General features: G+C 32.4%; 11 protein-coding genes. 7 read left to right on the forward strand and 4 right to left on the reverse strand.

The genetic code is table 11. The features are described 5' to 3' along the window. Positions 1-467: 467 nt before the first annotated feature. The 3 genes from ACSUE0_RS01380 to cidR all read right to left on the reverse strand — a co-directional run bounded on the left by ACSUE0_RS01380 (position 468) and on the right by cidR (position 2,375). Positions 468-842 carry a hypothetical protein gene (locus ACSUE0_RS01380; RefSeq protein WP_119614594.1) on the reverse strand — a complete coding sequence of 125 codons (375 nt, stop codon included), beginning with the start codon at positions 840-842 and terminating at the stop codon, positions 468-470. Then, positions 839-1,375 carry an acyl-CoA thioesterase gene (locus tag ACSUE0_RS01385; protein ID WP_436955734.1) on the reverse strand — a complete coding sequence of 179 codons (537 nt, stop codon included), beginning with the start codon at positions 1,373-1,375 and terminating at the stop codon, positions 839-841. The genes ACSUE0_RS01380 and ACSUE0_RS01385 overlap by 4 nt, the downstream gene beginning before the upstream one ends. 112 nt (positions 1,376-1,487) lie before the next feature. Beyond that, positions 1,488-2,375 carry a cidABC operon transcriptional activator CidR gene (cidR, locus tag ACSUE0_RS01390; protein WP_119614592.1) on the reverse strand — a complete coding sequence of 296 codons (888 nt, stop codon included), beginning with the start codon at positions 2,373-2,375 and terminating at the stop codon, positions 1,488-1,490. A 210-nt stretch (positions 2,376-2,585) separates the two neighbouring features. Between cidR and ACSUE0_RS01395 the strand changes: the two genes are divergently transcribed. The 3 genes from ACSUE0_RS01395 (at position 2,586) to ACSUE0_RS01405 (ending at position 6,364) form a co-directional block, all read left to right on the forward strand. Next, complete coding sequence (locus ACSUE0_RS01395) at positions 2,586-3,386, forward strand: Cof-type HAD-IIB family hydrolase (RefSeq protein WP_119614591.1); 801 nt, start codon at positions 2,586-2,588, stop codon at positions 3,384-3,386. A 165-nt stretch (positions 3,387-3,551) separates the two neighbouring features. Then, positions 3,552-4,931 (forward strand): MFS transporter, encoded by a 1,380-nt coding sequence (locus ACSUE0_RS01400; RefSeq protein WP_119614590.1) that lies wholly within the window; start codon positions 3,552-3,554, stop codon positions 4,929-4,931. 362 nt (positions 4,932-5,293) lie between these two features. After that, a complete protein-coding gene (locus ACSUE0_RS01405; RefSeq protein ID WP_436955737.1) occupies positions 5,294-6,364 on the forward strand; it encodes an acyltransferase in 1,071 nt (356 codons plus the stop codon). A 169-nt stretch (positions 6,365-6,533) separates the two neighbouring features. Here the strand turns inward: ACSUE0_RS01405 and ACSUE0_RS01410 are convergent, their stop codons facing one another. Beyond that, on the reverse strand, positions 6,534-7,121 hold the full coding sequence (locus tag ACSUE0_RS01410) for a TetR/AcrR family transcriptional regulator (RefSeq protein ID WP_436955739.1): 588 nt from the start codon (positions 7,119-7,121) through the stop codon (positions 6,534-6,536). Positions 7,122-7,287: 166 nt separating this feature from the next. On the opposite strand from ACSUE0_RS01410, the gene ACSUE0_RS01415 reads away from it, so the two are divergent. The 4 genes from ACSUE0_RS01415 (at position 7,288) to ACSUE0_RS01430 (ending at position 12,174) form a co-directional block, all read left to right on the forward strand. Then, positions 7,288-8,976, forward strand: coding sequence for a CocE/NonD family hydrolase (locus ACSUE0_RS01415; RefSeq protein ID WP_436955741.1), 1,689 nt, complete (start codon positions 7,288-7,290; stop codon positions 8,974-8,976). Between the two features lie 103 nt (positions 8,977-9,079). Beyond that, the gene (locus ACSUE0_RS01420) at positions 9,080-10,243 is read left to right on the forward strand and encodes an FAD-dependent oxidoreductase (protein WP_436955743.1); all 1,164 of its coding nucleotides are present in this window, start codon (positions 9,080-9,082) and stop codon (positions 10,241-10,243) included. A gap of 215 nt (positions 10,244-10,458) precedes the next feature. Continuing rightward, on the forward strand, positions 10,459-11,292 hold the full coding sequence (locus ACSUE0_RS01425; protein WP_436955745.1) for an alpha/beta hydrolase: 834 nt from the start codon (positions 10,459-10,461) through the stop codon (positions 11,290-11,292). Positions 11,293-11,328: 36 nt separating this feature from the next. Further along, entirely contained in the window at positions 11,329-12,174 is an 846-nt protein-coding gene (locus ACSUE0_RS01430; protein WP_436955747.1) for an NmrA/HSCARG family protein, read from the forward strand. Positions 12,175-12,203 lie beyond the last annotated feature (29 nt).

The following is a 12,203-nucleotide window of genomic DNA, read 5'->3' on the forward strand; positions in this document are numbered from 1 at the left end:
AATACTGTCAATATAACGATTATGGCCGAGACATCAAAATTATGTCTCGGCCATTTTAATCTATGTCAATTCTTACATTATCCAATGATTTATCATATATAGTTTCAGAATCAAAACGCTAGGATAAGGGAAACGGCGTTTTGGTGTTTAATTTTAATTACTATTGGCGGTTTAGGGAACAGGGAGTGATGTTGTATTATCTGTATAAAGATATTACGGATGTTTTATACTAACAACTATGACTTACTAAATTATTGGCTTTTATAAAATAATTTGTTTTATATGATTCTGTTAACAGTTGGCCCTCATTGGAAACGTAAGAATAATTTTCATCTAAAGTTGTAACATCTGTTGGAAATAACCAATATAGCTTACCTGCTGTAAAGGATTGATTATTTTTGACGCATACATATCTACACTCGGATATGCTCATTAAGTACACCTCATTTTTTAAAAGGTTGTTCTAATTATTTAATAATTGTATTGTGGAATACGAAGCTAGGTTCAGCCCCTAAAATAATGAGGAATACTTGTGAATAAGCTATATCTTGAAATTTTTGTATCATGGTATAGAAATCACTAAATGCCTCATTACTTTTTACTTTTTCAACTTCTTGTTCATATAAACTTAAAACAGAATCCCTAATTAAAGTGGGTCTGTTTTCCTGAATAACATATGAGTCTTCTGAAAACATAAGTAGCCCTAAATATTTATAATGTATACTTAGTTGTCTAGTTAAACTGGCAATATATTCTAATTTTAAGTAGAGTTCGGGTGAATGAACTTGTAATTGAGATAGTTTCGTTTTAATTTGTTGTAGTTTTTCCATTTCACTTATCATTTATTTACAACCTCCAATGCCCAAGGCTTAACTGTATTAAGTGACTGAATAAGGTGTTTACTTTGTTGACGTCTGTTCTTTCGCATGTTTGCTCTATCTTCTCCATGCGCATACAATAATTTTTCTTCATGTGTTTGAGGTGTGATATTTGCTACTTTGATCGGTTTTTTGTGTTCGTCTAGAGCAACAAATGTTAAAAAGGCAATTGCAGCTATTTTTCGTTCAGCAGTTATCATATCTTCTGCAATTACTTTACAAAATATTTCCATTGATTTTTCACCTGTGTAAGCTACATAAGATTCAATGCAAACAGAGTCTAATTGGGTAATTGGATGTAAAAATTCTATAGAATCAGTGGATGCAGTCACACATTCTTTAACCCGAGCATGTCTTCGTGCTGATAAAGTAGCGTTATTATCAATTTTTTTCATTAATACGCCACCAAATAAGGTATTATAATTGTTTAAATCATTAATTAATACTTGATCAGTACTAATGATTTTACTGTCGTTCGGATACTTACAATTTTCCATAACTTAGCTCCCATTTCTATTATTTATTACACATTAAATTATAGGAGGTGCAGTTATAACTATAAAATATCTATAATTTATAAAGGTATAAAATTTACAAATACCTTCTTCTTTAATCATTCAATAAAACGTTCTCTTGTATAAATTTAATCCAGTTTTTAGTAAGTGAATCAACTATTGTATCTTTTCTCCAAATAAGTGCTAACTCCCATTTCATCGATGCTTCATCGATATCTATTGCTGTTAAATCAGAGTCTAATAATTCTAAAATCCCTTCTGGTAGCACACAAACACCCATATTATTTAAAAGCATTTCTCCAATAAAACTCCATTGTGTTGTTTCAAAAATAACATTTGGATTAAATCCATGATTTCTACAAATATTAATAATTTTATCGTTTAGGTAAAAGTCAGAATTAAATAAAATAAACTCTTCATTTACTAAGTCTTCTATATCTATCATATGTTTATCTGCCAGTTTATGGTTTTTATGTACGACAAGTTTTAAAGACTCCTCTAAAAATGAAAAAGTACTAAAAATTTTAGTGTCAGTTGGTAAAACGGTGATACCCATGTCTAAATCTCCATAATAAACATCATTTTCAATTTTTTTACTTCCGTTTTCAAAAAGTTGAAAAGTTACATTTGGATAAGATTCATGGAACTGAGAAATTAAATTGATTAACTTTCGTATATTAATGATAGTGGGTATGCCTATTTTTAAATGACCGGACTTCATTTCTAGTAAATTGCTTAAATCGTTAGGAATGTTGTCATACATTTTTAGCATCTCTTTGCATTGGAAGAAAAACGCTTCGCCGGCGTCTGTTAAATAAATTTGATTTTTAAATCTGTGAAATAAAGTAACATCTAATTCATCTTCTAATAATTTGATTGTATTGCTAATAGTAGGTTGCGTAATAAACAGTTTTGACGCTGCCTTAGTCATGCTTTTTAAATTAACCACTTCCACGAAGTACTTCATATGTCTGAGCTCCATTATATTTTGCTCCCTTTAAATAAAAGTGTTGTTTGTATGATTTATACATAATAAATTTATATATTTATTATATATCAACTATTAATATGGTAAAAGTTATCTATTTTTTACTTAATAATAGAATGCTTGTTTTATAGAATATGAATATTATGCTTTTTACTAACAAATAGATATAATTAGCATAAATATGAATCGTAGGGGTGCATTAAAGTGAATATTAAGCTTATTGTTGCAGATATGGATGGTACTTTTTTAAATAGTGACAGTCAATTTAATAGTGAATCTTTTCAATTATTAAAAGAAAATTGTGAAGCACATCAAATCCGTTTTGTTTTTTGTACTGGAAAACAATGTGAGCGCGTTGAAAGTATTATTGGGGAGTTGTCCAAAGATACATTTATTGTTGGAGATAGTGCAACGAGGATTAAATATAATGGAGAGTTTATTTATAATGCTAAAATTGAAAATATAAAAGGGAAAGAAATTATACAGACAATTCAAGATATTGACCAAACACAAACCATATTAGGTTGTACTGAAAAGGGGGCTTATGTATTAAATCATATTCCAGAAATTGAAAAGAAAATTGTGCATGGATCATTTCAAAACGTGACATATATCAATGATTTCTCTGAAGTTGAAGATGATTTCTTAAAAATTTCAGTTCATGATGCTACGGGAAATTGTAAGACTACTGCTAGCCAAATAAAACATTATGAATCAGAAGTATATATTATAGCTTCTGATGATGAGTGGATTGATATTGCAGATTTAGGCGTTAACAAAGGTACAACAATTCGTCGAATACAACGGTTACTCCAAATTAATCCTACAGAAACAATAGCATTTGGAGATGGTTTAAATGACATTGATTTGTTTAAAGCGGCTAAATATAAAGTGGCGATGGACAATTCATATCCAGAATTGAAGGAAGAAGCTAACTTAATAGCAAAAAATAATGATGAAGATGGTGTGGTGCAAACACTTAATTTATTATTAGGCTTTAAATAAGTTAAAAATATAAAAATACTGCTAAAAATTAATTGAAAACTTTATAATGCTCACGATAATTCATTGCTTATGTGATATTATCAGTTAGGAGCAGAATGAGGAGAGGTTTTTAAGAAACTTTCGTTGTTCTAGCTTTATTATTGATATTAGGAGGCGTTTTACATCATGAGCACAAGCGAACATTCACGCTCTGGCAATAAATTGATTTTAGCAATTGTCTTAAGTATATTAACGTATTGGCTGTTTGCCCAATCGTTTATAAATATATCAACACCAGTTCAACAGACTTATCATACTACTCCAGGAATTTTGAATTTATCTGTGAGTATCACTTCTTTTGCAACCGGTATTTTTATGGTGGGTGCGGGCGATATATCAGATAAAATTGGCCGCTTAAAAATGACTTATATTGGCATTGTTTTAAGTATTATAGGCTCACTATTAATTATTATTTCTGATATTACAGCACTACTACTTATTGGTAGAATTTTGCAAGGGGTCTCTGCAGCTATATTATTACCTTCAACAGTTGGTGTGTTCAACGATCAATTTAATGGTAAAGCATTACGTAGAGCTTTCAGTTATTTAATGATTGGTAGTGTAGGTGGCATAGGTTTAGCCTCTATGGTTGGAGGATTGATTGCTACATATATTAATTGGCAATCTAACTTTATACTGTCTATCATTATTGCAACTATTGCCTTTATATTATTACTTGGTACAAAAGAAGAAGCTAAGGAAGTTATAGACAAACGACCTTTCGATTATGTAGGTATGTTAATATTTGCGGTACTTATAGGCAGTATTACTTTATTTGCAACACAAGGCTTTGAACAAGGTTGGACAAGTCCTTTTTCAATGATTTGTTTAAGTATCTTTGTTATTTCAACAATTATATTTTACTTTTTTGAGCGTCGTAAACACTTACCATTTATAGATTTTGAATTATTCCGCAATCGTGGTTTAATGGGATCATCTGTGATAAATTTTGTTTTAAACTCGGCTGTAGGCATCACAACGGTATTTAATATGTATGCCCAGACTGAACTAGGGTTGAGTTCATTCCAGTCGGGATTAGTTACGGTGCCTTATGTGGTTATGGCAATTTTAATGATTCGTTTAGGCGAGAAGATTGCGATAAAGCACGGTGGGAAACCAATGTTACTATTAGGGCCAGCTTTTCCTGCAATTGGGATTATATTTATCAGTTTAACTATTTTACCATCTGAATGGTATATTGCAGCAGTTACGTTTGGTTTTGTCATTTGTGCCATTGGTAATGGTTTATGTGCGACGCCTGGTTTAACTGTTGCGATATTAACTATTCCTGATGAAAAGGTCGGACTTGCATCAGGTCTTTATAAAATGAGTGCCACTTTAGGCGGCGCCTTTGGTATAGCAATGTACACGACTATTTTCGCGACATTACAAGTTTCAAATAGTGCTAGCGTAGCAGCTGCTTGGTCAATGATTACAGGTGTAGCTCTAATGATTATTGGCATCATTGTAGCGCAAATCATTATTCCTAAAAATATAAAAGCATAATTTATCACGAGCAAATAAATATATAATAGCTATCTAGCCAGTACTATGAGGACAGGGTTAAGAAACTAATTTGAAAATTTTAGTTTCCATCCTGTCCTCTTTTTATTAAAATTTTTCAATTATATAAACAATAAGAAGATAAAGTGCATCCTATATTTTGAAAATCATAAAAGAGCTACTTATTATAGTTGGACGAGGGGATGGATATAAACATATCTTAATTATTCGTAGGTTAATTGTATAGATTTCAAATTAAAATTAAACATTAGTTGTATTTTAATTTTATAATACATGTTATCATCAGTTAGTTGTAATTTTATTAAATTCACAAAATGCTTATAACAAGTTTAGAGGTGCAGTTTATGAAATACTATGGAGAAATCCCTGTCATAAGAGCTATAGCAACGATGTTAGTGCTTTGTATACATTTAACAGCACAATTATATAATTCTAATGGGGTTATCGTAGATCCAATTTTATCTTATTTTAATCAAATAGCGAGGTTAGGGACGCCTATTTTTGCAGTAATTAGTGCGTTTTTACTTACAAGCTCGACACTAAAGCGTGAGTTTGAACTACCTTATTTTATTAAATCTAGATTCACAAAAATTTTAATACCCTATATACTTTGGACTACTTTATATATCATATTGAGAATGCTTTTATCGAATACATATTATCCAGCAGGAACACCAATAATTAAATATTATCTTTTAGGGACTGCAGAAATTCATTTGTACTTTATTTTAGTAGTGATTCAATTTTATGTATTATTTCCTTTTGTGCATAAACTGAAAAAAGGAGCGCCACTTATTATTGCATATATAATAGGAACGCTTATTAATGTGCTTTGGTTAAGCTATGGTAGTGGCGCAGTTACTTTGCATAGTGAAATGTTGAATACGTTTGTTAATAGTAAAGCATTTATCTTAAATTGGGTATCTTTCTTTTTCCTCGGTATCGGTTATGCGAAGTATTATAAGGAAATTAATGATATCGTTTTAAAATATCAAATATATTTCAAAATTATTGGGATACTTCTATTTATCGATTTAATTATTAAAATTGATATTACAAATTTATATGGTTCGACGAATGTTGCTAATATCATATATATACCAATTTTTCTTGCTTTATTAATCATATTTTATAATCATGTAAAAAATTATTCGTTGCTAACTCAAACTTTAACGGTTATAGGTAATTATTCTATGGGGATTTATTTAATTCACGTTTTTATAATTATGGTATACAGACAAACTCCATATGTTGATATTGTAAATAATCCATCTACATTTGTTGCTTCATATATCATTGTATTATGTGTTTCAGTATTATCGATTTATTTAATAAGTAAAATACCTTTTTCCAGTTTCATTGTTCCTATTCCATCTAAAAAAGCAATCGTAAATAAAAATCTAGAAAATAAATAAAAGACTTAGAGAAATATATGTGAACTGCACACAGTCAACTAAATAATTAAAACCACCTAATGGTCGCATTCATAGATATGCTATGGATGTGGCCATTTTTAATATGGGTTCGATTAGTAAATTAATGATAACACATTAAAAATAATAGAGATTTAAAACATAGAGACGTCTAAACTGACTTTTTAACAATGCCTATAGTTCCTTCCGTAACAATATTATAAAAATGATGAATAAAATCCTCTTTTTTAATTCTTTTCTCATCTTGAACCCAATGTTTCAATAGTGCAATTCCTGCTCCAGAAACATAACTCATAAAATAGTCGAAAGGCATATCTCCTATTTTATTGTCTTTACTTTTATATGCGCTTAGATGATTTTGAATAAGCATATGTAACTTCTCTTGCAACATTGAAACCTTTCCAATACTAAACATTGTTTTGTAGAACCCTATATTTGCATCAATATGTTCAATCAAATAAGTCATAATATTTTTAACCATATAAGCTGGACTGTTTTCTCCAATAGCTTTATGTTGTTTATTTATAAATGCTTGGAGTTCATCAATTTTTTCATTTTCCATATTTTCTAATAAATCATATTTATCTACATAATAAGCATAAAAAGTACTACGATTTATATCTGCCAAATCAGCAAGCTGCTGTACAGTGATATTTTCAAAGGAAACTGTTTCTAATAGTTCTAAAAAATTTATTTTAATTGTTTGTTGAGATTTACGTATTCTACGGTCTTGAACCATAAGGGTTTTCCTCCTCTAATATGCTCTTTTAGACAACAATATTATACAGATTGTTGTTTTTCAAACAGTTATCATACACTTGCTTGTTGTTTATTACTTGTTATGAATATAAGGTAAAAGTGTATTGAAAAACAAGTAATTATTTTATATGAAAGGAATGATTTAAATGGCTAAACAAATGTTAGGTAATTCAAAATTAACTGCAACACCTATTGAAGAGATTAAAGAAGGTACAAATCATATAGTTGTTGACAGTATACAATACGGTAATCAAGAAATGATTATGGAAAAAGATGTTGCTGTACCAATGTCAGATGGTGCAGAATTATATGTTAACGTTATCCGTCCCAATAAAGCAGGTCAATTTCCAGTAGTAATGTCTGCAGACACGTATGGTAAAGACAATAAACCAAATATTAATAATATGGGTGCACTTTGGCCAACATTAGGAGCGATACCAACTTCAAGCATCACGCCTGAAGAATCACCAGATCCTGGTTTTTGGGTTCCTAATGATTATGTAGTTGTTAAAGTTGCGCTACGCGGTAGCGCTAAATCAAAAGGATCTTTATACCCTTGGGGTCTTTCAGAAGCAAAAGACTATGCCGAGGTAATTGAATGGGCTGGTCAACAAGAGTGGAGTAACGGCAATGTTGGTACCAATGGTGTTTCTTATTTAGCAGTTACACAATGGTGGGTGGCTTCATTAAACCCTTCTCACCTTAAAGCAATCATCCCTTGGGAAGGTTTGAACGATATGTATCGTGAAGTTGCTTTCCATGGTGGTATTCCTGATACAGGCTTTTACAGATTTTGGCACGATGGGCTTATTAATAGATGGCCAGATTCAGACATCGAAGATTTAAAAGGTTCCCAAAAAAATCATCCTTTATTTGATGATTATTGGAAAGGCAAACAAGCAGACCTTTCTGCCATTAAAGTGCCAATATTTGTTTGTGCAAGCTGGTCTACACAAGGATTGCACAACCGTGGTACATTCGAAGGGTTTAAACAAGCTTCTTCCAAAGATAAATGGCTTAAAATCCACGGACGTAAAGAATGGGAAACTTATTATGCACGCGAATCTCTTGAACAACAAAAAGATTTCTTCGACTACTATCTCAAGGGCATCGACAACGATTGGCAAGATACGCCTAAAGTGAGTTACGAAGTCAGAGATAAATTCTATCAAGGTTACACAAAATATACGAGCGATTTCCCAATTCCAAATACGAAAGAAACAGCTTTATATTTAGATGGTCAAACAATGTCACTCAATACTTCAAAACCTCAAGACACAGCTAAAGTTTCTTATGACAGTGAAGTTGAAGATAATGATGAAGTCAGATTTAGCACTGCGTTTGATCAAGATACAGAACTTACAGGCAATATGAAATTGAAACTATGGATTTCTGCCGACGAAGCTGATGATATGGATTTATTTGTAGGTATTAAAAAAATAAATCGTCAAGGTGAAGAAGTGAACTTCCCTGACTTTAATCATATTGAAGACGGACAAGTCGCTACAGGTTGGTTACGTGTATCTCATCGAGAATTAGATCAAGATAAATCTACGCCACTACAACCATGGCATACACATGAAAAAGAAGCTAAACTCAATAAAGATGAAATCGTACCTGTAGAAGTTGAAATACTACCTTCTGGTACATTATTCAAACAAGGTGAAAGCATCCAAGTTGTCGTTAAAGCAAGTGAAGTTGTTAAAGGTAATAGTACACCTGGACTAAAAACACGTTATGAACATGACGAAACAGTCAATCAAGGTACACACAACATTTATACAGGTGGGGACTATGATTCACATCTACTTGTACCAGTAATACCAAATCACTAATATTTTATTTCGATGTTAGTCATGCTCATTTTCATACAATATAACCATTGTAGGAAAATGAGCTATTTTTTATTTAATTATTAGAAAAAGGAGCGATTTAAAAATGACTATTGAAAATATATCTAAACAAATCAAAGCACCTGTTACAATTGTGGGCGCAGGTATGGGAGGTCTTGTATTAGCACGTGTGTTATATCTTCAAGGCGTTCCAGTCACAATTTATGAAGCAGAAGCTTCCACAGCAGCACGTACACAAGGCGGCAAACTTGATATTCACGAACGTGATGGTCAAATTGCACTTGAAATCGCAGAATTAACAAACGAATTCAAAGCAATCATTCAAGAAGGCGGCGAAGCATCACGTGTCGTAGATAAGGAGGGTAATATTTTACTCGATGACCCAGATGATGGCACACACGGCCGTCCTGAAGTGCTTCGTGGAGATTTACGTAATATTTTACTAGCTTCTTTACCCGAAGGCACAATCCAGTGGGATAAAAAATTAACAAATATCCAAACACTTAGAGACGGTCAACATGAATTGACATTTGCGGATGGTTCTACAGTGACTACAAATGTATTGGTAGGTGCAGATGGTGCTTTTTCTAAAGTGCGTCCATTATTATCAGAAGCAACACCGGAATATACCGGGGTTGCCTCTGTAGAAACGTATTTATATGATGTTGATGAAAAACATACCGATGCGGCAAATATCGTTGGAGACGGCGCAATGTATGCTTTATCACCCGGCAAAGGGTTTCAAGCACATAGAGAGCCTAACAACATTATTCATACGTATGTCTCACTGAAACGTTCCAAAGCATGGTTTGATGAAATAGACTTTGAAAACCCAGAAACTGCGATAGCTCAAGTTGCAGCAGAATTTGAAGGCTGGCCTAAAGAGCTGACAGCATTAATTAATGATAGTGAAACAGCACCTGTTTTACGTAAAGTATATGCCTTACCTATTGGTCATCGTTGGAAGCATGTACCTGGAGTGACGCTTATTGGGGATGCGGCTCATCTTATGCCACCAGCAGGAGAAGGCGCAAACTTAGCGATGTTTGATGGCGCGAAATTAGGACAAGCTATCGCAGATAATCTTGATAATATTGAAGAAGCTATTGCCGAATATGAAGCACCAATGTTCCCACGTAGTGAAATAGCGGCAGCGAATGCAGATGAATTCCTTGATGTATTACTTGGTGAACATGCCCCATTTGAATTAGCAGAGACGTTAAGAGAAGCTTTAGACGGTAATGAATAATATCGCAGCATATACACATATTTTTGTATATGAAGATAAAGGCAAATTAGATCAAATTTAAAAATTAAACATATTTTCAAAAAGTGTGTTTAATTTTTAAAAGGGCGTTAATATAAAATGAACCATATAATACATGCTAATGAACTAAAAATAATTTATTGATTTATCATCTAATTAAAATTTAGTAAATTAGTAAAAATTAGGAGGCGTTATTGATGAATAAATTAGAACTAGAAGGCGCGACATTAAATTATTATAAAGTAGGCAAAGGCCCTGTACTTATTTTAGTGCCAGGAGCCAATGGCACAGGTGATATATTTTTACCTTTAGCAGAGCACTTGAAAGGTAACTTTACCGTCGTAGCTGTAGACCGTCGTGACTATGGTCATAGTGAATTAACTGAACCTCTTCCTGAACGAGCGCAAAAACCTGATGACGATTACCGTGTTAAGCGTGATGCTAAAGATATTGCAGAACTGGCTAAGTATTTAAGTGATGAACCAGTATATCTACTTGGTTCTAGTTCTGGCGCTATTGTTACCATGCATGTTTTAAAAGATTATCCAGAAGTAATTCAACAAATTGCTTTTCATGAGCCACCAATTAATACTTTTTTACCAAATAGTAAATATTGGAAAGATAAAAATGTTGAAATTGTAGAACAAGTTTTAACTGAAGGGTTGCAAGCAGGTATGAAAACTTTTGGAGAAATACTGAATATTTCAGCAATCGATGAAAAAAGTATGTCGCAACCTGTTTCCGAGGATGAAGAAGCGCAAAAAGAACAATATGAACGTATGATGTTTTGGGCGGAATATGAAATTAGACAGTACACACACTCTGATATTAAATTAGAAGATTTATCACAGTATAAAGACCTCATAACGTTATTAAATGGCATTGACTCTAAGGGTTCATTTCCTCAAGATGTCAATTTCTATATTGCTGAACAAACGGGCATTAAAATCGTCGACATACCTGGCGGACATTTAGGATATATTCAGAAGCCAGAAGGTTTTTCAGAAACAATATTATCGATATGGACGTAATATTTTGATTAAACAATGAGATGAAAGGTGATTATGATGGAAAACAATAAAAACATTTTAGTAATAGGCGCTTCCGGAAACCAAGGCAATGCAGTTGCTAAAAGTTTACTGTCTGATGGTTGGATTGTGCATGCTATGACGCGGAATCCTAACCAATCTGCGATAAAAGAATTAGAACAAGATGGAGCTGTTATTGTACAAGCAGATATGAATGATAAGCAGTCTCTTGTCGAAGCAATGGAAAATGTTTATGGTGTATACAGCGTACAATCATTTGATCCTAAAGACCCTGAAAAAGAAGTACAACAAGGAAAAATGATAGCAGATGTAGCTAAGCAAGTAGGTACTACTCATTTTGTATACGGATCAGCTGCTGGCGCTGAAAGATATAGTGGAGCTGATAATTTTGCAAGTAAATGGCAAATTGAAGAACATATTCGTACATTAGATTTACCATATACAATCTTACGCCATACATTTTTCATGGATAATTTCACTGGTTTTGCGAAAGTGCAAGACGACAAAATAGTGATGCAAGGCTTTATGGATTCTAAAATACCATTACAGATGCTTGCTGTACAAGACATCGGTGCTTTTGCCGTTATTGCTTTTAGTCAACCTAAACAATATATAGGCAAAGCTATGGAATTAGCGGGTGAAGAAATTACTTTAAATGAAATAGCTAAAAAGTTAAGTGAGAAATTTGAAGTATCTTGTGAAATAGTAGATGCGCGTAAAAAGTTCCAACAAATGATGAAAATGTTCGAATGGTTTGAATATGAAGGCTATGAGGCTAATATAGCTGAATTACGTAAGGTAAATCCTCCACTACTTAATTTTGATGATTGGCTCCAACAATTAGAATGGCACGATTTCACATAGTTAAAAGTTATAATTACTTTAAAAATATA

The sequence above is a fragment of the Staphylococcus sp. AS1337 genome (assembly GCF_051408735.1).
GTDB classification, from domain to species: Bacteria; Bacillota; Bacilli; order Staphylococcales; family Staphylococcaceae; genus Staphylococcus; species Staphylococcus xylosus_B.

What these genes read in the sequence shown, in the direction of transcription:
- ACSUE0_RS01430 (WP_436955747.1), top strand. Translation starts at nt 11,329, where the DNA reads ATGGAAAACAATAAAAACATTTTAGTAATAGGCGCTTCCGGAAACCAA.
- ACSUE0_RS01405 (WP_436955737.1), top strand. Translation starts at nt 5,294, where the DNA reads ATGAAATACTATGGAGAAATCCCTGTCATAAGAGCTATAGCAACGATG.
- ACSUE0_RS01425 (WP_436955745.1), top strand. Translation starts at nt 10,459, where the DNA reads ATGAATAAATTAGAACTAGAAGGCGCGACATTAAATTATTATAAAGTA.
- ACSUE0_RS01385 (WP_436955734.1), bottom strand. Translation starts at nt 1,375, where the DNA reads ATGGAAAATTGTAAGTATCCGAACGACAGTAAAATCATTAGTACTGAT.
- ACSUE0_RS01400 (WP_119614590.1), top strand. Translation starts at nt 3,552, where the DNA reads ATGAGCACAAGCGAACATTCACGCTCTGGCAATAAATTGATTTTAGCA.
- cidR (WP_119614592.1), bottom strand. Translation starts at nt 2,375, where the DNA reads ATGGAGCTCAGACATATGAAGTACTTCGTGGAAGTGGTTAATTTAAAA.
- ACSUE0_RS01420 (WP_436955743.1), top strand. Translation starts at nt 9,080, where the DNA reads ATGACTATTGAAAATATATCTAAACAAATCAAAGCACCTGTTACAATT.
- ACSUE0_RS01380 (WP_119614594.1), bottom strand. Translation starts at nt 842, where the DNA reads ATGATAAGTGAAATGGAAAAACTACAACAAATTAAAACGAAACTATCT.
- ACSUE0_RS01410 (WP_436955739.1), bottom strand. Translation starts at nt 7,121, where the DNA reads ATGGTTCAAGACCGTAGAATACGTAAATCTCAACAAACAATTAAAATA.
- ACSUE0_RS01415 (WP_436955741.1), top strand. Translation starts at nt 7,288, where the DNA reads ATGGCTAAACAAATGTTAGGTAATTCAAAATTAACTGCAACACCTATT.